The organism is Sphingomonas sp. jy18, assembly GCF_056931895.1.
This window is the reverse complement of the sequence record NZ_JBXPBT010000008.1, coordinates 55,575-78,621: the sequence shown is the minus strand read 5'-3', so window position 1 is coordinate 78,621 and position 23,047 is coordinate 55,575. Positions and strand designations below refer to the sequence as shown.

At 66.4% G+C, this 23,047-nt stretch carries 15 protein-coding genes and 1 tRNA gene; 5 read left to right on the top strand and 11 right to left on the bottom strand.

The window, feature by feature from the left end; translation table 11 throughout:
• Positions 1 to 46 precede the first annotated feature (46 nt).
• Genes AC0QC4_RS15220 through AC0QC4_RS15210 form a run of 3 tightly spaced genes read right to left on the bottom strand, consistent with a single transcriptional unit; the run spans position 47 to position 4,006 of the window.
• Positions 47 to 1,510 (bottom strand): UdgX family uracil-DNA binding protein, encoded by a 1,464-nt coding sequence (locus AC0QC4_RS15220; RefSeq protein WP_483660774.1) that lies wholly within the window; start codon positions 1,508 to 1,510, stop codon positions 47 to 49.
• Between the two features lie 9 nt (positions 1,511 to 1,519).
• Positions 1,520 to 2,764 carry a putative DNA modification/repair radical SAM protein gene (locus AC0QC4_RS15215; RefSeq protein WP_483660773.1) on the bottom strand — a complete coding sequence of 415 codons (1,245 nt, stop codon included), beginning with the start codon at positions 2,762 to 2,764 and terminating at the stop codon, positions 1,520 to 1,522.
• Positions 2,765 to 2,815: 51 nt separating this feature from the next.
• A complete protein-coding gene (locus AC0QC4_RS15210; RefSeq protein WP_483660771.1) occupies positions 2,816 to 4,006 on the bottom strand; it encodes an alpha/beta fold hydrolase in 1,191 nt (396 codons plus the stop codon).
• A gap of 170 nt (positions 4,007 to 4,176) precedes the next feature.
• Between AC0QC4_RS15210 and AC0QC4_RS15205 the strand changes: the two genes are divergently transcribed.
• The 4 genes from AC0QC4_RS15205 (at position 4,177) to AC0QC4_RS15190 (ending at position 8,888) form a co-directional block, all read left to right on the top strand.
• Complete coding sequence (locus AC0QC4_RS15205) at positions 4,177 to 5,268, top strand: acyl-CoA dehydrogenase family protein (RefSeq protein ID WP_483660770.1); 1,092 nt, start codon at positions 4,177 to 4,179, stop codon at positions 5,266 to 5,268.
• Between the two features lie 145 nt (positions 5,269 to 5,413).
• Positions 5,414 to 6,619 (top strand): acyl-CoA dehydrogenase family protein, encoded by a 1,206-nt coding sequence (locus AC0QC4_RS15200; RefSeq protein WP_483660768.1) that lies wholly within the window; start codon positions 5,414 to 5,416, stop codon positions 6,617 to 6,619.
• A 120-nt stretch (positions 6,620 to 6,739) separates the two neighbouring features.
• Positions 6,740 to 7,522: an SDR family NAD(P)-dependent oxidoreductase gene (locus AC0QC4_RS15195; RefSeq protein WP_483660766.1), complete on the top strand. Its 783-nt coding sequence runs from the start codon at positions 6,740 to 6,742 to the stop codon at positions 7,520 to 7,522.
• Positions 7,523 to 7,640: 118 nt separating this feature from the next.
• Positions 7,641 to 8,888, top strand: a complete 1,248-nt coding sequence (locus AC0QC4_RS15190) for an acetyl-CoA C-acetyltransferase (protein ID WP_483660765.1) — start codon at positions 7,641 to 7,643, stop codon at positions 8,886 to 8,888.
• 109 nt (positions 8,889 to 8,997) lie between these two features.
• On the opposite strand, the gene glgX is transcribed toward AC0QC4_RS15190, so the two are convergent.
• The 6 genes from glgX to AC0QC4_RS15160 all read right to left on the bottom strand — a co-directional run bounded on the left by glgX (position 8,998) and on the right by AC0QC4_RS15160 (position 20,031).
• Positions 8,998 to 10,776: a glycogen debranching protein GlgX gene (gene glgX / locus AC0QC4_RS15185; protein WP_483660764.1), complete on the bottom strand. Its 1,779-nt coding sequence runs from the start codon at positions 10,774 to 10,776 to the stop codon at positions 8,998 to 9,000.
• A complete protein-coding gene (locus AC0QC4_RS15180) occupies positions 10,773 to 12,407 on the bottom strand; it encodes an alpha-D-glucose phosphate-specific phosphoglucomutase (RefSeq protein WP_483660762.1) in 1,635 nt (544 codons plus the stop codon). Before AC0QC4_RS15180 ends, glgX begins: the two co-directional genes overlap by 4 nt.
• Entirely contained in the window at positions 12,404 to 13,852 is a 1,449-nt protein-coding gene (gene glgA, locus AC0QC4_RS15175) for a glycogen synthase GlgA (RefSeq protein WP_483660761.1), read from the bottom strand. Before glgA ends, AC0QC4_RS15180 begins: the two co-directional genes overlap by 4 nt.
• Before the next feature lie 112 nt (positions 13,853 to 13,964).
• Positions 13,965 to 15,221 (bottom strand): glucose-1-phosphate adenylyltransferase, encoded by a 1,257-nt coding sequence (gene glgC, locus AC0QC4_RS15170; protein WP_483660760.1) that lies wholly within the window; start codon positions 15,219 to 15,221, stop codon positions 13,965 to 13,967.
• Positions 15,222 to 15,356: 135 nt separating this feature from the next.
• Positions 15,357 to 17,510, bottom strand: coding sequence for a 1,4-alpha-glucan branching protein GlgB (gene glgB, locus AC0QC4_RS15165; RefSeq protein ID WP_483660758.1), 2,154 nt, complete (start codon positions 17,508 to 17,510; stop codon positions 15,357 to 15,359).
• A 100-nt stretch (positions 17,511 to 17,610) separates the two neighbouring features.
• On the bottom strand, positions 17,611 to 20,031 hold the full coding sequence (locus AC0QC4_RS15160; RefSeq protein WP_483660757.1) for a glycogen/starch/alpha-glucan phosphorylase: 2,421 nt from the start codon (positions 20,029 to 20,031) through the stop codon (positions 17,611 to 17,613).
• A 189-nt stretch (positions 20,032 to 20,220) separates the two neighbouring features.
• Here AC0QC4_RS15160 and AC0QC4_RS15155 point away from each other — a divergent pair, with 189 nt between their 5' ends.
• Positions 20,221 to 20,892, top strand: a complete 672-nt coding sequence (locus AC0QC4_RS15155; RefSeq protein ID WP_483660756.1) for a hypothetical protein — start codon at positions 20,221 to 20,223, stop codon at positions 20,890 to 20,892.
• Between the two features lie 114 nt (positions 20,893 to 21,006).
• Here the strand turns inward: AC0QC4_RS15155 and tig are convergent, their stop codons facing one another.
• Both tig and AC0QC4_RS15145 read right to left on the bottom strand, forming a co-directional pair.
• Entirely contained in the window at positions 21,007 to 22,572 is a 1,566-nt protein-coding gene (gene tig, locus AC0QC4_RS15150; protein ID WP_483660754.1) for a trigger factor, read from the bottom strand.
• A 100-nt stretch (positions 22,573 to 22,672) separates the two neighbouring features.
• Positions 22,673 to 22,757, bottom strand: a tRNA-Leu gene (locus AC0QC4_RS15145).
• Between the last annotated feature and the right edge of the window lie 290 nt (positions 22,758 to 23,047).

Here is a 23,047-nt window from a genome sequence, read left to right as displayed (position 1 = left end):
ATTTTCGGAAAGTGTTGTATGTCAGCAACACAGTATGAACGATCGTTCAGGAAGGCTGTGCGGCGATCCAGGCGGCGTGCAGGTCTTCGACGAACCGCTGCTTCTCCTCCTCGGCCTTGGCGCGATCGGGCAGGCGCAGCAGGTAGCTGGGATGTACGGTGATGCGGGCGGCGCTGCCGTCGGGTGCAACCAGCGTCCGGCCGCGCGAGCGACCGACGGCCATGGTCTTGCCGAACAGGCCGCGCGCCGCGCTTGCCCCGAGCGCCAGCGTCAGGCGCGGGCGGACAAGCGCCCGCTCGCGGTCGAGCCACCAGCGACAGGCGTCGATTTCGCCTGCGGTAGGCGACTGGTGCAGGCGGCGCTTGCCCTGCATGGTGAATTTGAAATGCTTGACCGCGTTGGTGAGGTAGATGCTGTCGCGATCGATGCCCGCCTGCGCCAGCGCTTCGTCGAGCAATTGGCCGGCAGGGCCGACGAATGGCCGTCCTGCCAGATCCTCCTGGTCGCCCGGCTGTTCACCGACCAGCATCAGCGGCGCGTCGAGCGGGCCTTCGCCGAACACCATCTGAGTGGCATCGCCGAACAGCGGACAGCGCTTGCAGCGGTGCGCCTCGCTGCGCAGGACCGCCCATCGATCATGCGCCCCGTCCACCGGCGCCCGCGCGGTACCTGACAGTTCGGGACCGGGCGCGAACAAGGTACCGGCACGTGCGCTGGCGTCCAGCCGCTCGATCTTGGCGGGACGCGGCGCCGCGGCGATCATCGCCGCGCTTCTGGCCTGGGCACCGGCGACCAGCGCCCCGACCAGCGCGGTTTCCGGCATGTTGTGCCAGTATTTCTTTGGCATCTCCTTGAGCATCGCGCCGGTTTTCAGCCGGGCCGGGTTGAAGATGCTGGCGTAATAGCGCTTCCACGCATCCTCGAACGGATCGCCATCGGGCGCATCGCCGCGCACCGCGCCGGGGCCTTCGCTCAGGGCATCGCCGTCCCAGTGGATCGACAGCGCCGGGGTGAGGATCGACCAGCGCATCGATGCGAAGCGATCGACGAAGAAGGCGGCGTTGGTGCGGACGATATGATGGTCCGGCTCGAAGAAAGCGACATAGCGATCCCCCTCCTCGACTTTGCGGAAACGCACGAAGGCGCGCATCTTGTGGATGTCCCGCCGCACGGCCTTGGCCATGCCTTCGACCCGCGCGACGAGCGGATCGGCCTTGTCATCGAGCCGGCGGCGGCGGCTGGCGAGATCGACCAGCAACCGGTGGAGCAGCGCAAAACGCTCGGGATCGCGGTGGAGCAGCGCGGTGCGCGCGAGCGGCAGGAAGGCCCGCGGGACGGCGAGCGCACCCGTATCGGCCGGCAGATCGGCCGTGTCGGCGAACAGCTCCCTGCCCTCCCCCGCGACGTGCCAGGCGACCTTGGCCGGATCGACCGCGACGGCGACAAGGCGGCGGACGGCATGGCGCCACCCTTCGAAATCATCGGCAGTATCGAGCGTGATCGACAGCATGGCGCGAGATCAAGCGGCGAACAGGTCCAGTTGTTCCGCGCGGGGGCGGACGAAGGCGTCGATGTCCTGCCGATCGCTGAGCAGCACCGGCCGCCAGTCGCTGGTCACCAGAAACGGCCTGAGCTTGGTGATGCTGCGCGAGATGCGGCCGACATCGGCGAGATCGAGCCGGCGGTGGCGGCGTGCCTTGAGTATGCCCGCCACGGCACGGGTGCCGAGACCGGGAACGCGCAGCAGCATCTCCTTGGGCGCGCGGTTGACATCGACCGGGAAGCGATCGCGGTGGCGCAGCGCCCAGGCGAGCTTGGGGTCGATATCGAGCGGGAGCATGCCGCCTTCGTCTGCCGCCGCGCCGATCTCCTGGGGAGTGAAGCCGTAGAAGCGCAGCATCCAGTCCGACTGGTAGAGGCGATGCTCGCGCACCAGCGGCGGCGATTTCAAGGGCAGGATCGCGCTGGCGTCTGGGATGGGCGAGAAGGCGCTGTAATAGACGCGGCGCAGGCTGTGCCGGCCGTAGAGACCATCGGCGCGCGCGATGATGTCGGTATCGGTCGCGGCATCGGCGCCGACGATCATCTGCGTCGACTGGCCGGCGGGGGCGAAGCGCGGGGCATGGCGATAGCGACGGCGGGCGTCGGCGGTATCGACGATGGCGTCGCGCATGTCCGCCATCGCGCTGTCGATGCGCCGGGCCGATTTGTCGGGCGCGAGGCGGGTGAGCCCGGCGACGGTCGGCAGCTCGACATTGATCGAGATGCGGTCGGCGAACAGCCCGGCCTGCCGGATCAGTTCCGGGTCGGCATCGGGGATGGTCTTGAGGTGGATGTAACCGCGAAAGCCATGCTCGACGCGCAGCGACCGCGCCACCCGCACCAGCTGCTCCATCGTATAGTCCGACGAGCGGATGATGCCTGAGGAGAGGAACAGCCCCTCGATATAGTTGCGGCGGTAGAAATCGAGCGTGAGGCCGACCACCTCCTCAGGGGTGAAGCGCGCGCGGCGGACGTTGCTGCTCCTGCGGTTGATGCAATAATGGCAGTCGAAGATGCAGCTGTTGGTCAGCAGCAGCTTGAGCAGCGAAATGCACCGGCCGTCCGGCGCATAGGCGTGGCAGATGCCCGAGCCGGTGGTCGAGCCCAGCCCCTTGCCATCGCGCGAATGGCGTTTGGCGCCGCCGGACGACGCGCAGGAGGCGTCATATTTTGCAGCATCGGCAAGGATTTCGAGCTTTTCGGTGGTGGAGAGGCGGGCCATGCGTTCATTTTATGTTCTCACGCCCCGCCTGTCCATAACTTCGATCAACGCTCAGGCAAAATGCAGCCGCCGGTACTTGCCGCGGAAGTAGAGCAGCGGGTCGCGGCGCGGCTCGAAGCGGGCCTTGAGCACGCGGCCGACGAGGATGAAATGGTCCCCGCCCTCATGCACCGCATGGCGGGCGCATTCGAAGCTGGCGAGGCTGCCGGTGAGCAGCGGCGTGCCGAATTCGCCGGCTTCCCACGGCGTGGCGGCGAAGCGATCCTCCCCGCGGCCGGCGAACCGGTTGGAGGTCGGCTGCTGGCCGATCTGCAGCACGTTGACGGCAAAACGGTCCGCACTTTCGAGCACCGTGGCGCTGCCGGCGCTGTTGGCGATGCACACCAGCAGCAGCGGCGGATCGAGCGAGACCGAGGTGAAGCTGTTGGCGGTGAGGCCGATCGGCTGACCGTCCTCGCTCATCGCGGTGACGATGGTGACGCCGGTGGCGAAGCAGCCCAGCGCATCGCGGAAGGTGCGCGCGTCGCTGCCTTCGCGAAATTCCGGCGCGGCCAGCGGCACGCGGCGTTCGAGGAAATCGAGCAGCAGCGCGTTGAATTCGTCGCTGCCGACTTCCGCCACATCCGCGCGCTCGATGCCGGGAACCGCTGCGGCGACGTCCAGACCGGCCGGTTGCAGCGCATCGGGGCGAAGCTCGATCACCGGCAGCGCGATACGGGCGGCGCAGGCGAGCAGCCGTTCGGGCACCGGCGACAGATGCAGCGTTTCGGGCACGCGCGGGTCCCAGTCGGGCGAGATGCGCTCGGCGCCGGTGGCGCGCATCCGGTCTGCCAGCGATCCGGCGGCCTCGCCTTCGCCGAGCATGGGCAGGCCGACCAGCACGAGGCCGGCGGCGAGGTGCGTGCCGCCCTCCCCCAGCGCCGCCATCGCCATCCAGCCGGCGATGCCGCTGGCGACGATGACCGGGCGGACATCGAGCTGGGCGAGCACTGCCTTCACGTCTTCGACATAGCTGTCGAAATCATAGCGGCCATCATTGGGCCATTCGCTGATGCCGTGGCCGCGCAGATCGATGGTCATGACCCGCCGGCCGGCCATGGCGAGCGGCTCCGCGACATCCGACCATTGGCCGCGGGTGTGGCCGGGCGCGTGGATCAGCAGCAGCGGAGGCGCATCGTCCTCCCCCGTGGTTGCGCCTTCGATGCGCACCCCGCCAAACCCCCTGAAACGCATGCTGGCCATCGTTCGTCCTTGCTCTCGCTCTCCCCGGCTTTTCTGCGAAAGCCCATCGACCGGCATAGGTCAAGCGCTGGACAGACGCTTTGCGTCAGGATGGCGCGAAACGACTTGACGTTTACGTCAACGTCGCGTTCACTGGCGGGATAACAGACGAAAAAAACTTGGGAGAAGCTATGTCGATTCTGCTCGACGACGACCAGCAGGCGATCGCTACCGAATCGCGGCGGGTGGCCGACGCCCGGGCCGATCAGGCGCGGGCGCTCAGCCTGCTCGAAACCACCGGTGCCTATGACGAAAGCTGGTGGGCGATGGCGCGCGAGCAGGGCTGGACGGCGCTGGCCGCGCCCGAGGATGCCGGCGGGCTGGGACTGGGTCTGGTCGAGCTGGGTCAGGTGGCGCTGGCCGTCGGCGCCAATCTGGCCGGCGCACCCTTCCTGACAGCGGGCTATGGCGCGACCGATGCCATCATGCGGCATGGCGACGCAGCGACGCAGGCGCGCTGGCTGGCGCCGCTGGCGAGCGGCGAGGCGATCGGCGCGGTCGCGTTCAGCGAAGGACCGTCGCCGCTGCCGGGCAGGCCCGAGGCGCGGTTCGAGCGCGGACGGCTGAGCGGCACCAAGCCGGCCGTGAGCGGCGGGGCCAAGGCCGATGTCGCCATCGTCTGGGCGCAGGGTGCGGACGGGCCGGTGCTGGTGGTGGCCGACCTTGCCGGGGTCGAGCGGCGCGTGATCCCGAGCTTCGACAACAGCCGCTGCACCGCCGATCTGCTGTTCTCCGACACCCCGGCGACGCCGCTGGCCGCAGCCGATGCGCATGGCGCCGCGCTGGCGATCCTGGCGCGGCAGGCGATCGTCACGGCGCATGAGCAGATCGGCGGCGCGGAGGCGCTGATGCTGCGCACACGCGACTATGCCAACACGCGCAAGGCGTTCGGCCAGCCAATCGGCGCGTTCCAGGCGGTCAAGCACCGCATCGCAGAGCTTTATGGGCTGATCGAGATCGCCCGTGCCAACGCGCTGCATGCTGCCGCCCACGCCGAGGGGCCCGAACTGGTGCGCCATGCCGCCGCCGCGCGGCTTTCCGCCTGCGAGGCCTATGATACGGCGGCGCGCGACTGCATCCAGCTCCACGGCGGCATCGGCGTGACCTGGGAAGCGGGCCTGCACCTGCACCAGCGGCGGGCGCGGACGCTGTCGATCGAACAGGGCAATGCGCTGTTCTGGGAAGATGTGCTGGTCGATGAACTCACGGGAGAAATGGCATGAGCGAGCGGACAGGTCCTCCCCGGGACGGGGAGGGGAACCACGAAGTGGTGGAGGGGCAGGGTCCTGCTGCTGCCTTTGCGCCTAGCCCCTGCCCCTCCACCATCCTGCGGATGGTTCCCCTCCCCGTTCCGGGGAGGAGCTGCGCATGACCGACCACGCAACCTATTCGGCCAGCGCCCGCGCATGGCTCGAAGCCGCAGCCCCCACCTTCGGCCGCGAGGCGCGGCGCGGGCTTAGCCATGAGGAAGATCTGGCGCTCGGTCGCCGCTACCAGCGCGCCAAGTTCGATGCGGGCTATGCCGGCATCAACTGGCCGGTCGAATTCGGCGGCCAGGGGCTGAGCCATATCGAGAAGCTGCTGTTCGACACCGAGGAAATGCATTTCGGCATGCCGAACGTCTATTTCGGCATCTCGCTGGGCATGCCGGTGCCGATGATCATGCGCTATGCCAGCGACAAGGCATTCGCGCGCGAGCGGGTGATCGCGGCGCTGAAGGGCGAGGAAATCTGGTGCCAGCTTTTCTCCGAACCATCGGGCGGCACCGATCTGGCCGGCTTGCGGACCAAGGCCGAGGTCGATGGCAACGGCTGGCGGATGAACGGGCAGAAGGTGTGGACCAGCTGGGCGCACTACAGCGACTATGGCATCATCGTCGCGCGCACCGACCCCACGGTGGCCAAGCACAAGGGGCTGACCTTCTTCTGGGTCGACATGAAGGCGCCGGGCGTCGAGGTTCGCCCGATCAAGCTGGCGGGCGGTGACAGCCACGTCAACGAAGTGTTCTTCGACAATGTGCGGCTGGAGGACGAGCAGCGCATGGGCGAGGTCGGCGAAGGCTTCAGCCTGTCGATCACCACGCTGATGATCGAACGCTATATCGCCACCGACAGCGCCGGCTTCGGTCCGCATCTCGACCTGTTCGTCGATCTCGCCAAGGACGTCGACATCAACGGGAAACCGGCGATCGCCGACGGGCGCATCCGCAGCGCGATCGCGCGCAACTATGCGATGCGCGCCGGGCTCGACGCGATCACGGCGCGCGCCATGCGACTCATGCAGGCCGGGATGGCGCCGGGGCCGGAGGGCAGCCTCAACAAGCTGGTGGCGGTGCGATCCCGCCAGAAGCTGTCGGAACTCGCCATCGACCTGCAGGGTGCGGCGGGCATCGCCTATGACGATCAGGCGTTCGGCAAGGAGGACTGGACCTTCAGCTGGCTGAACGCGCCGACCGGGCGCATCGCCGGCGGGTCCGACGAGACGCTGCTCAATACGATTGCCGAGCGCATCCTGGGACTGCCGCAGGATCATCGGCCGGACAAGGGCGTGCCGTTCAACATGATACCGGCGTAGCGCAATGTCGTTTCAGCCAACCGTCATTGCGAGCGAAGCGACGCAATCCAGAGTCGCGTAAACCGCCCTGGATTGCTTCGCTACGCTCGCAATGACGAAAGAGAATTTCGGGAGACAGCAATGAACATCGACAACAGCATCGCCGCCGTCGTCACCGGCGGCGCATCGGGGCTAGGCCGGGCGACTGCCGAGGCACTGGCGGCGCAGGGCGCCAAGGTCGCCATCTTCGACATCAACGAGGCGCTGGGCGAGGAGGTCGCGGCGAGCATCGGCGGGCTGTTCGTGCGGGTCGACATCACCGACGAGCAGAGCTGCCTCGACGGCTTTGCCAAGGCCCGCGCGGCGCACGGGCAGGAGCGGGTGTGCGTGCACTGCGCGATGACATCGCGGCGCGGCAAGACGCTGGCATATGACAAGGAGACCGGCCGCTTCCGCCGCACGCCGACCGAGGATTATGCCTATGGCGTCGCCGGCATCCTGACCGCGAGCTACCGCATCGGCTCGATCTCCGCCGAGGGGATGGCGACGCTCGACGGGCTCGAGGACGGCGAGCGCGGGGTAATCATCTTCACCGCGTCGGTGGCCGCGCAGGATGCGCAGATCGGCCAGGTGATCTACGGGTCGGCCAAGGCCGGGGTCAACGGGCTGGTGCTGCCGATGGCGCGCGACATGATGGACCTCGGCATCCGCGTCAACGCGATCATGCCCGGCGTGTTCGAAACGCCGCTGCTCGGCAACATGAACCCCAAGGTCAAGGAAAGCCTGGAAGCGTCCGTGCCCTTCCCCAAGCGGCTGGGCCGCGCAAGCGAATATGCCAGCCTGGCGCTGGAAATGGTCCGCAACGGCTATTTCAACGGCCAGGCGGTGCGACTGGATGGCGCGATCCGGATGGCGCCGCGATAATGCTAGCCAAACCCTTCAATCGTCATTGCGAGCGTAGCGAAGCAATCCAGTGCAGCCCTGCGCAGCACTGGATTGCTTCGCTACGCTCGCAATGACGGGATGAACTCAGGAGAAGAAGATGCCCGAAGCCTATATCATCGACGCCGTCCGCACCCCGCGCGGGGTGGGCAAGCCCGGCAAGGGCGCGCTGAGCCACCTGCATCCGCAGCATCTGGCCGCGACCGTGCTCAAGGCGCTGCGCGAGCGCAACCATCTCGACACCAAGAGCGTCGACGACATCATCTGGTCGACATCCTCGCAGAACGGCAAGCAGGGCGGCGATCTGGGCCGGATGGCGGCACTGTCCGCCGGTTTCGACATCAGCGCCAGCGGCACGACGCTCGACCGTTTCTGCGGTGGCGGCATCACCTCGGTCAACCTCGCTGCGGCGACGGTGATGGCCGGCATGGAAGATTGCGTCATCGCCGGCGGGACGGAGATGATGAGCTATACCACCGCCTATGCCGCCGAGCAGGCCAACGCCGGACTGCCGCCGCGGCTGATGGGATCGGGCCATGAGGCGCTCGACGAACTGCACCCGCAGAGCCATCAGGGCGTGTGTGGCGATGCCATCGCGACGATGGAAGGGATCGACCGCGAGGCGCTGGACGCCCTGGCGCTGGTCAGCCAGCAGCGTGCAGACCGGGCGATCAAGGAAGGCCGCTTCGCCAAGTCGGTGGTGCCGGTGCTCAACACCGACGGCAGCGTCGCGCTCGATCGCGAGGAATTCCCGCGGCCCGAAACCACCGCCGAGGGTCTGGCGGCGCTGAAGCCGAGCTTTGCCGGCATTGCCGATTTCGACATCGGCGGCACGACCTTCCGCAAGCAGATCAACCGCGTCTATCCCGATCTCGAGATCCAGCATTTCCACCATGCCGGCAACTCGTCCGGCGTGGTCGATGGCGCGGCCGCGCTGCTGATCACCTCCAAAGACTATGCCGACAAGCATGGCCTGAAGCCGCGTGCGCGCATCGTCGCCTATGCCAACCAGGGCGACTGCCCGACGCTGATGCTCAACGCGCCGGTACCGGCCGCCAAGAAGGTGCTGGAAAAGGCCGGCCTGACCAAGGAGGACATCGACGTCTGGGAAATCAATGAGGCGTTTTCGGTGGTCGCCGAGAAGTTCATCCGCGACCTCGACCTCGACAGAGAGAAGGTCAACATCAACGGCGGGGCGATGGCGCTGGGCCATCCCATCGGCGCGACTGGTTCGATCCTGATCGGCACAGCGCTCGACGAGCTGGAGCGCTCGGGCGGGCGCTACGGGCTGGTGACGATGTGCGCGGCCGGCGGCATGGCCCCGGCGATCATCATCGAGCGGATCTGAGGGCCTGCCTTTACTCGTCATTGCGAGCGCAGCGAAGCAATCCAGAACGGTTAACGCCGACGCTGGATTGCGTCGCTACGCTCGCAATGACGGCGGTCCTCGGGGGCGCTCAGTCCAGACAGACCACCCGCGCTGCCCGGTCCACCGTCACACGATAGCCCTTCGTTGCCAGCACGAAGCCCGGCGTATCCGGCGACTGCCAGTCGCTTTCCTGCATCGGCTCCCCATCGAGCCGCAGCCAGCGGGCATCATGATCGAAACTGGCAAAAGCCTCCAGCCGCCCGGAGCGCGCGGCTGAGAGCGCGGCGGTGTGTGCGAGCAGATCCTCGTCTAGTCCCGCCCAGTCGATCCAGAAATCGGCATTGTCCTGCGCATAGGCATTGTTGTTGCCATGCTGGGTGCGGCCGAATTCGTCGCCCGCGGTCAGCATGATGGTCCCGGCCGACGCGAACAGCGTGCCGAGCAGCGCCTTCACATCGGCGCGGCGGCGCGAAAGGATTTCCGGGTCGTCGGTCGGCCCCTCGACGCCATTGTTCCAGCTGTTGTTGTCGCTGTGCCCATCGCGGTTTTCCTCGCCATTGGCCTCATTGTGCCGATCTTCATAGGCAACGGTATCGGCCAGCGTGAAACCGTCATGCGCGGCGAGGAAATTGACGCTGCGGGTCTGCTGCCCAAAAATGTCGCTCGACCCGGCGAGGCGGGTCGCAAGCGCCGCCACCCCGGCCTCCCCTTTCCAGAAGCGGCGAATGTCGTCGCGGTAGCGGTCGTTCCATTCGAGCCAGTCGGCGGGGAAATTGCCGAGCTGATAGCCGCCGGGGCCGATGTCCCACGGTTCCGCGATCATGATGCGGTCGGCCAGCAGCGGGTCGGCAGCGATGTCGGCAAAGATCGGCGCCGCCGGATCGAAGCCGGGATCGCGCGCGAGCACCGGCGCAAGATCGAAGCGGAAGCCATCGACGCCGCACTGGCCGACGAAATGGCGCAGGCTGTCGAGGATCAACCGGCGGATCGCCGGATGGCCGGTGCGCACGGTATTGCCGCAGCCGGTGTCGTTGATCAGCGAACCATCGTCGGCATGGGCATAGGCGCTCTTGTTGTCGAGCCCGCGCAAGCTCAGCACCGGCCCGCCGATGTCGCTCTCTCCCGTATGGTTGAACACGAGATCGAGGATGACGCCGATCCCTGCGTCGTGCAGCGCCGTCACCGTGTCGCGCAACTCGGCGACGCCGCCGGGCGCGAGGCGCGGGTCGAGCGCCATGAAGGTGACGGGATTATAGCCCCAGGCGTTGGAGAGGCCGAGCGGCGGCAGATGCGCTTCGTCGATCCATGCTGTGGCCGGCATCAGCTCGATGGCGGTGACATGCAATGTCTTGAGGTGCGCGATGATCGCGGGGTGCGCGAGCGCGGCGATGGTGCCGCGCTGTTCGACCGGCACATCGGGATGCAGCATGGTGAAGCCGCGGACATTGACCTCATAGACCAGACCGCCGCGCTGGAACTGCAGCGGGGGTGGCGGGGTGTGGACCATGGCAGCGGGCACGATGGCGCGCGGCACCTTGTGGGTGTCGTCCTGCCCTTCCCAGCTATGCTTGGGATTGTGCGCGAACGGCCCGTCGAGTTCGACGGCATAGGGATCAACCAGCAGCTTGTTGGCATCGAACCAGCGGCCGGCGTCCGGATTCCACTCGCCATGCGCGCGATAGCCGTAGCGCTGCCCGGGGCCGATATCCGGCACATCGGCGACCCAGTCCTCGCCGTCGCGTTGCATCGCCACCCGCTGTTCGATGTCGCCATCGAACAGGCACAGTTCGACGAGGTCGGCCTCGGGCGAGCGGACCCTGAAGCGTACGCCGGCGTCATGCGCTGACGCCCCATAAGTCTGGCTCACGTAACGACGTCTGGTGCTTGCCGGCCGGTGTGCCGGGTGATCCCGATTATGGCTTCCGCCGCTTCGACCAGACTGGCCAGCATCGCATTCGTCTCCGCATCGAGCGTACCGTCGGCCGGTTCATAACGCTCCAGATACAGGCGCAACGTCGCGCCTTGCGTTCCGGTTCCCGAGAGGCGGACGACGATGCGCGAGCCGCAGGCGAACAGGATGCGCACGCCCTGGTTGCGGCTGACCGAGTGGTCGACCGGATCGGTGTAGGCGAAATTGTCCGCCGCAGCGACGGTGAGCGTGCCGAACCGCTGCCCGGCGAGGGCAGGCAGCGCGGCGTTGAGTTCCGCCATCAGCGCGTCGGCACGCGCGCTGTCGACCGCCTCATAATCGTGGCGGGCGTAATAGTTGCGGCCGAACCGGGCCCAGTGATCGCGCGCCAGCGCGTCGACGGAAATGCCGCGCACCGCCAATATGTTGAGCCACAGCAGCACCGCCCACAGCCCGTCCTTCTCGCGGACATGATCGCTGCCGGTTCCCGCGCTTTCCTCCCCGCAGATGGTCGCCATGCCGGCGTCGAGCAGGGTGCCGAAGAACTTCCACCCCGTCGGCGTCTCGAACAGCGGGATGCCGAGCGCGGTCGCAACCCGGTCCGCCGCGCCGCTGGTCGGCATCGAACGGGCGATGCCGCTGAGCCCGGCGGCGTAGGCGGGGGCGAGATGCGCGTTGGCGGCGAGCATCGCCAGACTGTCAGACGGGTTGATGAAGCGGTGCCGCCCGATGATCAGGTTTCGGTCCCCGTCCCCGTCCGACGCCGCACCGAAATCGGGTGCGTCCGCAGCCATCATGTCGTCATGGAGCGTTTTGGCGTAGACCAGATTGGGGTCGGGGTGATGGCCGCCGAAATCCTCCAGCGGCACGCCGTTGCGCACCGTGCCGGGGGCGAAGCCGAGCCGCCGTTCCAGTATCTCGGTCGCGTAGGGCCCGGTGACCGCGTGCATCGCATCGAACGCGATGGTGAGGCCGCCCTCCCGCGCCGCGCGGATCGCGCCGAAATCGAACAGGCTTTCCATCAGCGCGGCATAGTCCGCGACCGCGTCGATCACCTCGACGGTCATCCCGGCGACGCTGCTGGTGCCGATACTGTCGAGATCGACATCGTCGGCCTCGACGGTCAGCCAGCGGTCGATGGTCAGCGTGCGCTGGTAGATCGCCTCGGTCACCGCCTCGGGAGAAGGCCCGCCGTTGGCGATATTATATTTGATGCCGAAATCCTCGTCCGGGCCGCCGGGATTGTGGCTGGCGGACAGGATCAGCCCGCCCAGCGCCTTGTGCAGGCGGATGATGTGGCTGGCGGCGGGGGTGGAGAGGATGCCGCCCTGTCCGACCAGCACCCGGCCAAAGCCGTTCGCCGCGGCCATGCGGATCGCCGTCTGGATGACGGTGCGGTTGTGGTAACGCCCGTCTCCGCCGATCACGAGGGTCGCGCCAGCCTTGCCGTCGATGCTGTCGAACACCGACTGGATGAAATTCTCGGCGTAGTTCGGCTGCTGGAACAGCCGGACTTTCTTGCGCAGGCCCGAGGTGCCGGGCTTCTGCCCTTCGAAGGGCTGCGTCGGGTGCGAGATGATGCCTGTCATGCCTGTCCTGCCAGTTGCGCGTAAAGCTCCGCATAGGCTGCGCCGCTGCGGGCCCATGAAAAATCGGCGGCCATGCCGTTGCGCTGCAGCCGCCGCCATGTCGACCGATTGGCATGGAGCGCGATGGTGCGGCTGATGGCGTGGCGCAGCGCCTCCTCGCCCGGCCCGTGCTGCACGCCGGTGGCGACCCCGGTGGCCAGCGCGGCGACATTGGCGTCGATCACCGTGTCGGCGAGGCCGCCGGTACGCGCGACGACCGGCACACAGGCGTAGGCGAGGCCGTAAAGCTGCGTCAGGCCGCAGGGTTCGAAGCGCGACGGGATCAGGATGGCATCGCCGCCGCCCTGCAACAGATGCGACAGCGCCTCGTCATAGCCGATGCGCACGCCGATGCGGCCAGGATGGCGCGCGGCTGCGGCGCGGAAGCCATCCTCCAGCGCGGCATCGCCGGTGCCGAGCAGTGCAAGGCGGCCGCCGAGCCCGGCGAGATGATCGATGGCCCCGAGCAGCAGATCCATGCCCTTCTGCCAGGTCAGCCGGCTGACGACGATGAACAGCGGCCCGTCGCCCGCCTCCAGCCCGAAAGCGGCTTCCACAGCGCGCCTGTTGGCGGCGCGGCTACCCAGAGTGCGGGCGGTGAAGCGCTGGGCGAGATCGCCATCGATGGACGGGTTCCACACCGCCGGATCGATGCCGTTGACGATGCCGGTGACCCGGTCGGCACGGGCGCGGACCAGCCCTTCCAGCCCCATGCCGAATTCGGCTGTAGCAATTTCCGCGGCATAGCTGGGGCTGACCGTGGTGATCGCGTCCGCCGCCGCCATGCCGGCTTTGAGGAAGCCGACGCCGCCATGATATTCGACGCCGTCGATGCCCCAGGCGCTGGCCGGCAGGCCGAGTGCGGGGAAAATGTCCGCGCCATATTGGCCCTGAAAGGCCATGTTGTGGATGGTGATGATGCTGCGCGCCGCACGCCCCGGACCGGGTGCATAGCGCAGATAGGCCGGCGCCATCGCCGCCTGCCAGTCATGCGCGTGGCAAACATCGAAGCGCTGCCCCTTGACCGCGCCGCTGGCGAGGTCCGCGGCGGCTCTGGCGAGTGCGGCAAAGCGACGCCAATTGTCGGCCCAATCCTTGCCCGCGGCATCGGCATAGGGGCCGCCCGGCCGGTCGTAGAGCGCCGGGGCATCGAGCACCAACAGCGGCTGATCGCCGAGATGGCCCTTGAGCAGGCGGGCGGGGGTGCCGAGCAGGCTGTCCCAGCGGTGGACCGCCCTGCCCTTGCCCAACCCGGCCAGAACCTTGGGATAGCCGGGCAGCAGCGTGGTGGCGCCGATGCCATGTGGCGCGACCGCCGTCGGCAGCGCACCGGCGACATCGGCGAGGCCGCCGGTCTTGATCAGCGGCACAGCCTCGGACGCGACGGAGAGGACGGAGAGGGTCATCGCATGAACGCCTTACAGCCGCTGCTGTCATTGCGAGCGCAGCGAAGCAATCCAGAGTGTGCGCGAACCGCCCTGGATTGCTTCGCTGCGCTCGCAATGACGAAAAAGCGTCTCACAGCCGGTCGATCATCGCCTTGGTGATCAGGCACACGCCATTCTCCGAGCGATTGAAGCGCTGCGCATCCAGCACCGGGTCCTCACCCACCACCAGCCCTTCGGGAATGCGCACGCCGCGGTCGACCACGACTTTGCGCAGCCGGGCGTGGCGGCCGATGTTGCAATAGGGGAGCACCACCGCTTCGTGCAGCGAGGAGTAGCTGCCGGTCTTGACCCCGGTGAACAGCAGGCTGCGCGACACCGCCGAGCCCGAGACGATGCAATCGCCCGATACCAGCGAGGAAATGGCCATGCCACGCCGGCCGTCCTCGTCATGCACGAACTTGGCCGGCGCGGTGATCTCCGAATAGGTCCAGATCGGCCAGTCGCGGTCGTACAGATTGAGCTTGGGCACGGTATCGGTGAGGTCGATATTGGCTTCCCAATAGGCGTCGATGGTGCCGACATCGCGCCAATATTCCTCTATCTCCTGCGCCGCGCGGATGCAGGAGGCGGAGAAGCGGTGCGCCACCGCTTTGCCATGCTTGACGATATAGGGGATCATGTCCCCCCCGAAGTCGCGCTTGCTGCCCGGATCGGCGGCGTCACGGCGGAGTTGCTCGACAAGGAAATCGGTGTTGAAGACATAGATGCCCATCGACGCCAGCGACATGCCAGGCTTGCCGGGGATGGCGGGCGGATTGGCGGGCTTTTCGACAAAGGCGGTGATCCGGTCGGCGGCATCCACCGCCATCACGCCGAAGCCGGTGGCGTCGGCACAGGGCACTTCGAGGCAACCGACGGTGACGTCTGCGCCCTGCTGCACATGCTGTTGCAGCATCAGCTCATAGTCCATCTTGTAGATATGGTCGCCGGCCAGGATGACCATATATTTGGGCGCATAGCTTTCGATGATGTCGATATTCTGGAACACGGCATCGGCGGTTCCTTCATACCATTGCGATTCAGACACGCGCTGCGATGCCGGCAGGATGTCGAAGCTTTCGTTGCGTTCCGGGCGCAGGAAGTTCCAGCCGCGCTGCAGATGGCGGATCAGGCTGTGCGCCTTGTACTGCGTGGCGACGCCGATGCGGCGGATGCCCGAGTTGATTGCGTTCGACAGCGCGAAATCGATGATCCGCGTCTTGCCGCCGAAATAGACCGCCGGCTTGGCGCGCGAGTCCGTCAGTTCCTTGAGCCGGCTGCCGCGCCCGCCCGCAAGCACATAGGCCATGGCGTCACGCGCCAGCGGCTGTCCTGTCCGTTCTGCCATCGCTCTCTCCCGTTATTGCTTCGTCTCCTTGTCATTCCCGCGAAAGCGGGAATCCAGGGGCGGAACGAAGCATCGCTCTATGTCGCTCCTGGATTCCCGCTTTCGCGGGAATGACACAAGGTGCAGTTCACTTCCTCACTCGACCCACTCCAACATCACACAGGCGAGCGGCGGCAGCGTCATCACGGCACCCCCGTCCCGCGCCTCGACTCCACCCATGTTGCCGATGCCGCTGCCACCATAAAGCGCCGCGTCGCTGTTCAGTATCTCCGCCCAGCGCCCGTCATGCGGCAGCGGCAGCCGATAGCCTTCGCGCACCGCCGGGGTCAGGTTGCAGACCACCGCGACCGGCCGCGCATCCGGCGCCTTGCGCAGCCAGGCGAACACCGACTGGGCGGCATCGTCGACCACCAGCCATTCGAACCCATCGCCCTCGCAATCGCGGGCGTGCAGCGCGGGCTTTTGCCGGTAGAGGCGGTTGAGATCGCGGACGAGGCTGCGCACGCCTTCATGGCTTGCGTCGCCGCGCTGATGCCAGTCGAGCGCGCGTTCCTCGCTCCACTCCCGCCCTTGCGCAAACTCCTGCCCCATGAACAGCAGCTTCTTGCCGGGATAGCCCCACATCAGGCCGTAATAGGCGCGCAGATTGGCGAATTTCTGCCAGGCATCGCCCGGCATCTTGCCGAGCATCGAGCCCTTGCCGTGCACCACCTCGTCGTGGCTGATCGGCAGCACGAAATTCTCGCTGAAGGCGTACATCAGGCCGAAGGTGATCTCGTCATGATGGTGGCGGCGGTGAATGGGGTCGCGCGCCATGTAGCGCAGCGTGTCGTTCATGAACCCCATGTTCCATTTGAAGCCGAAGCCGAGCCCGCCTTCGTGCACCGGTTGCGTCACCTTGGGCCAACTGGTCGATTCCTCGGCGACGGTAAGGATCCCGGGGTGCGATCCATAGACCGCCCTGTTCATCGCGCGGAGGAATTCGACCGCCTCCCAATTCTCCCGCCCGCCATCGGCATTGGGGATCCATTCGCCCGGCTCGCGCGAGTAGTCGCGGTAGAGCATCGAGGCGACCGCATCGACGCGCAGCCCGTCGACATGATAGCGCTCCGCCCAGAACAGCGCGTTGTTGACGAGGAAGGACGAGACCTCCCGCCGCCCGAAATTGTAGATGGCGGTGTTCCAGTCCGGGTGAAAGCCGAGGCGCGGGTCCTCATGCTCGTAGAGCGCGGTGCCATCGAAACGGGCGAGGCCGTGCGCGTCGGTGGGGAAATGCGCGGGCACCCAGTCGATGAGGACGCCGATGCCGGCGCGGTGCGCGCCATCGACGAAGCGCGCGAAGCCGGCGGGGTCGCCGAAGCGGGCCGAGGGCGCGTAAAGGCCGGTGGTCTGATACCCCCAGCTCGGGTCATAGGGATGTTCGCTGACCGGCAGGAACTCGATATGGGTGAAGCCCATCTCGACCACATAGGGGATCAGCCGATCGGCCAGCACGTCCCACGTCAGGAACCAGCCATTGTCGTCGCGGTCCCACGAGCCGGGGTGAACTTCATAGATGCTGATCGGCTCACGCCGCGGATCGACGCCGGCCCAATGCGCACGGTGCGCGGCATCGCCCCAATCGGGTTTAGCGGGCAGCGCGGTCAGCGAGGCGGTGGCGGGGCGCAGTTCGGAGGCAAAGGCGAAGGGATCGGCCTTGAGCGGCAGCACGACGCCATCCGGGCCGACGATCTCATATTTGTAGGCGCGGCCGATGCCGATGTCGGGGATGAAAATCTCCCACACGCCGATGTCGAGCCGCTTGCGCATCGGGTGGCGCAGGCCGTTCCAGTCGTTGAAATCGCCGACCACGCTGACCCGGCGGGCATTGGGTGCCCATAGCGCGAAATGCACCCCCTCCGCGCCCTCATGCTGGATGAGGTGCGCGCCGAGTTTGTCGAACAGGCGAAAATGATTGCCCTCTGCGATCAGCAGATCGTCCACCGGACCCAGCACCGGCCCGAAACTGTAGGCATCGGCCACCCACCATTCCGCGCCGCCGCCAGTGGCGCGATAGCGCACCGGCTGGCGCGGTCCGCTGACCGGGCCTTCGAACAGGCCGCGATCGTCGATGCGCTTGAGCAGGCCGAGCGACCGGCCCGCCAGATCATGCGCCTCGGCAGTCTCTGCGCCGAGGACGAGAACGCGGGCAAAGACGCCCTTGGGCCCATCGAACACGCCGAGCAATGAGAAGGGATCGGCGTGTGTGCCTGCCAGCAGGGCTTCGATGGCGCGCTTGGGCGGCTTCATTTGCCGCTACGCGTCATTGCAAGCCGAGCGAAGCAATCCAGTGCGGCGCGGCGCAACCCTGGATTGCTTCGCTCCGCTCGCAATGACGATCGATGAATTTTCACATCACGCCCCAAATCTCTTTCGCATATTCGCCGATTGTGCGGTCAGAGGAGAACCATCCGACATTGGCGATGTTCCTGATCGCCGAGGCGCGCCAGCCGGCCTGATCGAGCCAACGCGCGTCGACGCTGCGCTGCGCCGCGGCATAGGCTTCGAAATCGGCGGCGACCATGAACCAGTCATGGTCGTAGAGCCCGCCCATCAGCCCGGCATAGCGGTGCGGATCGTCGGGCGAGAAGACGCCGGACGCGATGCCGGAGACCGCCTGTTGCAGCGCGCGAGAGCTTTCGATGATCGCACGGGGGGTATAGCCATTGGCGCGCCGTTCGGCGACCTCGTCCGCGGTCAGGCCGAAGATGACGATATTCTCGTCGCCCACCCGGTCCTTGATCTCGATGTTGGCGCCATCGAGCGTGCCGATGGTCAGCGCGCCGTTCAATGCGAACTTCATGTTGCCGGTGCCCGAGGCTTCCATGCCGGCGGTCGAAATCTGCTCGCTGAGATCGGCTGCGGGGATGATCCGTTCGGCCATGCTGACATTATAATTGGGGACGAACACCACCTTGAGCAGTCCGCCGACCGCCGGGTCGCTATTGACCCGCCGCGCGATGTCGTTGGCCAGTTTGATGATCAGCTTGGCATTGTGGTAGCTTGAAGCGGCCTTGCCCCCGAAAATCTTGACGCGCGGCACCCAGTTGCGTTCGGGATGGCTGCGGATCTCGTCATAGAGCGCGACTGTCTCGACGAGGTTGAGCAGCTGGCGCTTATATTCGTGGATGCGCTTGATCTGGACGTCGAACAGCGCGTCGGGATCGAGCCGCACGCCGAGCTGTTCGCGTAAGTGGCGGACCAGCGCGACCTTGTTGGCGCGTTTCACTTCCGCCACCCGCTCGCCGAGCTGGGCATCGTCAGCCAGCGCATTGAGAGCGGCGAGCTTGCCGGCATCGTCGAGAAATTCGTCGCCGATCGCGTCGCGGATCAGGCTGGTCAGCGCAGGATTGCACTGGTGCAGCCAGCGGCGCGGGGTGACGCCGTTGGTCTTGTTGTTGATGCGATCGGGGAACAAGCGGTTGAGATCGGCAAACACCGTCTGCTTCATCAGATCGGTGTGCAGCGCGGCGACGCCGTTGACGCTGTGCGCGCCGGCGAAGGCGAGATTGGCCATGCGCACCCGCCGCTCGCCGCCCTCGTCGATCAGCGAAATCGCGGCGATGGCCGCAGCGTCGATGCCGCGCACGCGATGGGTGGCGCGCAGCAGACGCGAGTTGATGGCATAGACCAGTTGCATGTGGCGCGGCAGCAGCCGCTCGAACAGCGGCAGCGGCCAGCTTTCCAGCGCCTCTGGCAGCAGCGTGTGGTTGGTGTAGCCGAAGGTGCGGCAGGTGATGCCCCAGGCTTCATCGAAATCCAGTTCATGATGATCGATCAGCAGCCGCATCAGTTCGGCCACCGACACCGCCGGGTGGGTATCGTTGAGCTGGATCGCCACCTTGTCGGGCAAGGTGCGGATGTCGCCATGATATTGGACGTGGCGGCGGACGATGTCCTGGATCGAGGCGGAGGAGAAGAAATATTCCTGCCGCAGCCGCAGCTCCTGCCCGGCAGCGGTGGAATCGGCGGGATAGAGCACGCGCACCAGGCTTTCGGCGCGCACCTGTGCAGCCAGCGCGCCGACATGGTCGCCGGCGTTGAAGGCATCGAGGCTGATCGGATCGAGTGCGAGCGCGGTCCACAGACGCAGCGTGTTGACCCGCTTGCCGCGCCAGCCGACCACCGGCGTATCCATGGCGATGGCCTCGACCTGCTCGGCCGGGTTCCACACCACCCCGCCGCTGGCGGTGCCGACGACTTCTCCGCCGAAACCGACGCGGTAACTCGATTCGCGCCGCTCGAACTCCCACGGGTTGCCGTGCGCCAGCCAGTTTTCGGGCAGCTCGATCTGCCAGCCATCCTCGATATGCTGGCGGAACATGCCGTTCACATAGCGGATGCCATAGCCATAGGCAGGGATGCCGAGGGTAGCCAAGCTTTCCATGAAGCAGGCGGCGAGCCGGCCGAGGCCGCCATTGCCGAGCGCGGCATCGGGCTCGATCTCCTCGATGGCGGCAAGATCGACACCATAGGATGCGAGCGCCTGCTCGACCTCCCGGGTGAGGCCAAGGTTGCTGATCGCGTCGCGCAGCAGGCGGCCGATGAGAAATTCGAGGCTGAGATAATAGACGCGCTTGTCGCCAGCGACGGTGGTCTGCCGGGTCGACTGCATCCATTGTTCGATGATCTGGTCACGCACCGCAAGCGCAGTGGCGGCGAACCAGTCATGCGGCTTGGCGGCATGCTCGTCCTTGCCGATGCGATGGATCAAGATGTCGAGCAGCCGCTCGCGCATCGGCAGAAGGTCGCGAAATCCGCTGTCGCCCATGGCCCCACCCTGTTTCGACCGGCCAACGACCGGAGAGAGACATGGCTATCATCCAAGGCGGCGCGCAACCAGCCGGTTGCGCAGCAAACAGCAAGTTTTTCGTATGCATCTGTCCTTTTCGCGTGAGAGGCGCGAGTAGTTGAGGGCGAAGGCCGCTTATGCTGACGTCTGGCAGAAGGAGACAAAGACATGGCTAAGCATGCCATAATGGGGGCGATTTTGGCCGGCCCAATGCTTTGGGGTACACCGGCAGCGGCCTGCGTCCCTCCGCCACCCGTCCAGATCACACCCATGCCTGGCGAGACTACCGAGGCGTTCTATGACCGGATCGTAGCCGGTTCCTGGCCAAACAGCTGGGAAACCCTCTCCGTCGCGCCTCCTGGCCGGAACTCCGGAGAAAGTGATGCCGACTACGCGACGCGTTTGGCATCGTGGCAAACGGCGCATCAGCGCGCCTATGAGGCAGCGTATGAACGAAGTCAGATTCGTCGACGGGCGGCACTCCTGGCGGAAGAATCGGCACGATGGGAGTCTGACCAGATCGTGCTGGCAGAAAGTCTGGGTAGCAGGACCCGCGGCGATTTCGAGGTGACCCGGTTTCGCATCATCGACCGATCCGGGCAGGCTGCCCGCGAACGCGTCTTCACTTTGCGCTACCCCCTGCCCCAGACCAGCTGCGACTACGGCCCGCCTGAATTTGCCGCAGGCAAGCGCTGGGTAATGTTTGCGAGGCCCGGTCCGCTCACCAACGACAATATGATCGGCTACTATGATCTGCAGTCGGCGCAGGATCCGCGGACGCGGCGCTGGCTGGAGGGGATTCGGCCGGATGGCACGCCGGTCCCAGCAGCCCGACGGTAGGCGGCACCAACGCCACACGGCACAATGGGCCGGGCGCCGGCAACCAGAGAGACTGTGGAGATACAAAAGCGCCGGCCGCTGTCTGGCAGCGGCCGGCGGCGATCGAATCCCAACTTACTTGGCAGCCTTCTTGGCCGGGGCCTTCTTGGGCTTGGCCGGGGCGGCGTCTTCAGCCGGAGCGTCTTCGGCCTTGGCCTTTTTCGGTGCAGCCTTCTTGGCAGGCTTGGCTTCGGCTTCGGCAGCCGGAGCGTCTTCGGCCTTGGCCTTCTTGGCGGCAGGCTTCTTGGCCTTGGGCTTGTCTTCGCCATGGTCGTGGCCGCAGCCCGGGCCATGGACGTGGCCGGCATCGCCGTCTTCCGCCTCGATCGCGGCTTCCAGCTCCTCGCGGGTCACTTCGCGGTCGGTGATCGACGCCTTGTCGAACAGGAAGTCGACCACCTTGTCCTCGAACAGCGGCGCGCGCAGCTGGGCCGCGGCGAGCGGGGTGTTGTTGATATATTCGACGAAGCGCTGGCGGTCCTCCGGGCGATACTGCTGCGCGGCCTGCGCGGTCAGGCGGTTCATTTCCGCCTGGCTGACCGTGACATTGTTGGCCTGGCCGATTTCCGAGAGCAGCAGGCCGAGGCGCACGCGGCGCTCGGCGATGTTGCGGTAATCGTCGCGGTCCCGCTCCAGCTCCGCCTTGGCGGCTTCGGGATCGGCTTCGCGCGCGGCTTCCTGCTCAAGCTGCTGCCAGATCTGGGCGAATTCGGCTTCGACCATGGTCGGCGGCACCGGGAAATCATGCGATGCGGCGAGCTGGTCGAGCAGCTTGCGCTTCATGTGGGTGCGCGTCAGGCCGTTCAGTTCCTGCTCGACCTGGCCCTTCAGGATGTCCTTGAGCTGGTCGAGGCTCTGCAGACCGAGCTGCTTGGCGAAATCGTCATCGGCCTTGGCTTCGGCGGCGACCTTGACCTGCTTGACGGTGATCGCGAACTGCGCCGCCTTGCCCTTGAGGTTCTCGGCCGGATAATCGTCCGGGAAGGTGACGTCGATGGTGCGCTCTTCGCCGGTCTTGGCGCCGACCAGCTGGTCTTCGAAGCCGGGGATGAGCATGCCCGAGCCGAGCTCGACCGCCATGTCCTCGCCCTTGCCGCCATCGAACTCGAGGCCGTCGACGCTGCCGACGAAATCGATGATCAGCTGATCGCCGGTCTTGGCCTTGTGGCTGGCCTTGGCATCCTCGAACCGCTTCGACTGGCCGAGCAGGCGCTCGATCTGTGCGTCGACCGCGGCATCGTCAGCGGGCACGGTCAGGCGCTCGAGCGTCAGATTGTCGAGGCTGGGCAGCGTGAACTCGGGCAGCACCTCGAGCTCGACCTTAACCTCGGCGTCCTTGCCCGTCTCATAGCCATCGGCCAGCTCGACCGAGGGCTGCATGGCGGGGCGCAGCTTTTCCTTGCGCATCAGCGTATCGACGCCTTCCTGCACGCTCTTCTGCAGCGCGTCCTGCGCCAGCGCGGGGCCGTGCATCTTGCGGACGAGATTGGCGGGCACCTTGCCGGGGCGGAAGCCGGGCATGCGCACGGTCGGCGCGATCGCCTTGAGCTCGCTATCGATGCGGGCATCGATATCCTTGGCGGTGATGGTCAACGTGTAGGCGCGCTTCAGGCCATCGTTCAACGTCTCGACATGCTTCATTGCTGTATCCGGCGCTTTCTTCAAACTGTCTGCAAAGGTGCAGGGAAACTAGGGTCAGGACCGCCCCTTGCGGGTAGGGTGCATCAGCCGGGCTGGCGATTGGTGCGGGCGAAGGGACTCGAACCCCCACATCTTGCGATACTGGTACCTAAAACCAGCGCGTCTACCAATTCCGCCACGCCCGCCAATCCACCCACTGGACACCGCGGCGGTCCGTCGGTCGGGCGGCTCTATAGCAGGGGGTGGGGCTAGGGCAAGGGGTGGAGGTCAGGAGGGGGGCGGAAGCAAGCGCGACGAGACTCGAGCAATTTCGACTTGTCTCGCAACATTGTCGGTGCAATCACAATCGACAGGTTGGCAGAAGCAAGTTCAGCACAAGCTGAGCGATATTCTGCAGGGCCAAGGGTCTAAAGGGGAGCATTCATACAATGTCGATGTCCAGAGTTTCTGCGGTGTTTCTGTTGGCTACGGCTGC

What these genes read in the sequence shown, in the direction of transcription:
- AC0QC4_RS15220 (WP_483660774.1), bottom strand. Translation starts at nt 1,510, where the DNA reads ATGCTGTCGATCACGCTCGATACTGCCGATGATTTCGAAGGGTGGCGC.
- AC0QC4_RS15215 (WP_483660773.1), bottom strand. Translation starts at nt 2,764, where the DNA reads ATGGCCCGCCTCTCCACCACCGAAAAGCTCGAAATCCTTGCCGATGCT.
- AC0QC4_RS15210 (WP_483660771.1), bottom strand. Translation starts at nt 4,006, where the DNA reads ATGGCCAGCATGCGTTTCAGGGGGTTTGGCGGGGTGCGCATCGAAGGC.
- AC0QC4_RS15205 (WP_483660770.1), top strand. Translation starts at nt 4,177, where the DNA reads ATGTCGATTCTGCTCGACGACGACCAGCAGGCGATCGCTACCGAATCG.
- AC0QC4_RS15200 (WP_483660768.1), top strand. Translation starts at nt 5,414, where the DNA reads ATGACCGACCACGCAACCTATTCGGCCAGCGCCCGCGCATGGCTCGAA.
- AC0QC4_RS15195 (WP_483660766.1), top strand. Translation starts at nt 6,740, where the DNA reads ATGAACATCGACAACAGCATCGCCGCCGTCGTCACCGGCGGCGCATCG.
- AC0QC4_RS15190 (WP_483660765.1), top strand. Translation starts at nt 7,641, where the DNA reads ATGCCCGAAGCCTATATCATCGACGCCGTCCGCACCCCGCGCGGGGTG.
- AC0QC4_RS15180 (WP_483660762.1), bottom strand. Translation starts at nt 12,407, where the DNA reads ATGACAGGCATCATCTCGCACCCGACGCAGCCCTTCGAAGGGCAGAAG.
- glgA (WP_483660761.1), bottom strand. Translation starts at nt 13,852, where the DNA reads ATGACCCTCTCCGTCCTCTCCGTCGCGTCCGAGGCTGTGCCGCTGATC.
- glgC (WP_483660760.1), bottom strand. Translation starts at nt 15,221, where the DNA reads ATGGCAGAACGGACAGGACAGCCGCTGGCGCGTGACGCCATGGCCTAT.
- glgB (WP_483660758.1), bottom strand. Translation starts at nt 17,510, where the DNA reads ATGAAGCCGCCCAAGCGCGCCATCGAAGCCCTGCTGGCAGGCACACAC.
- AC0QC4_RS15160 (WP_483660757.1), bottom strand. Translation starts at nt 20,031, where the DNA reads ATGGGCGACAGCGGATTTCGCGACCTTCTGCCGATGCGCGAGCGGCTG.
- AC0QC4_RS15155 (WP_483660756.1), top strand. Translation starts at nt 20,221, where the DNA reads ATGGCTAAGCATGCCATAATGGGGGCGATTTTGGCCGGCCCAATGCTT.
- tig (WP_483660754.1), bottom strand. Translation starts at nt 22,572, where the DNA reads ATGAAGCATGTCGAGACGTTGAACGATGGCCTGAAGCGCGCCTACACG.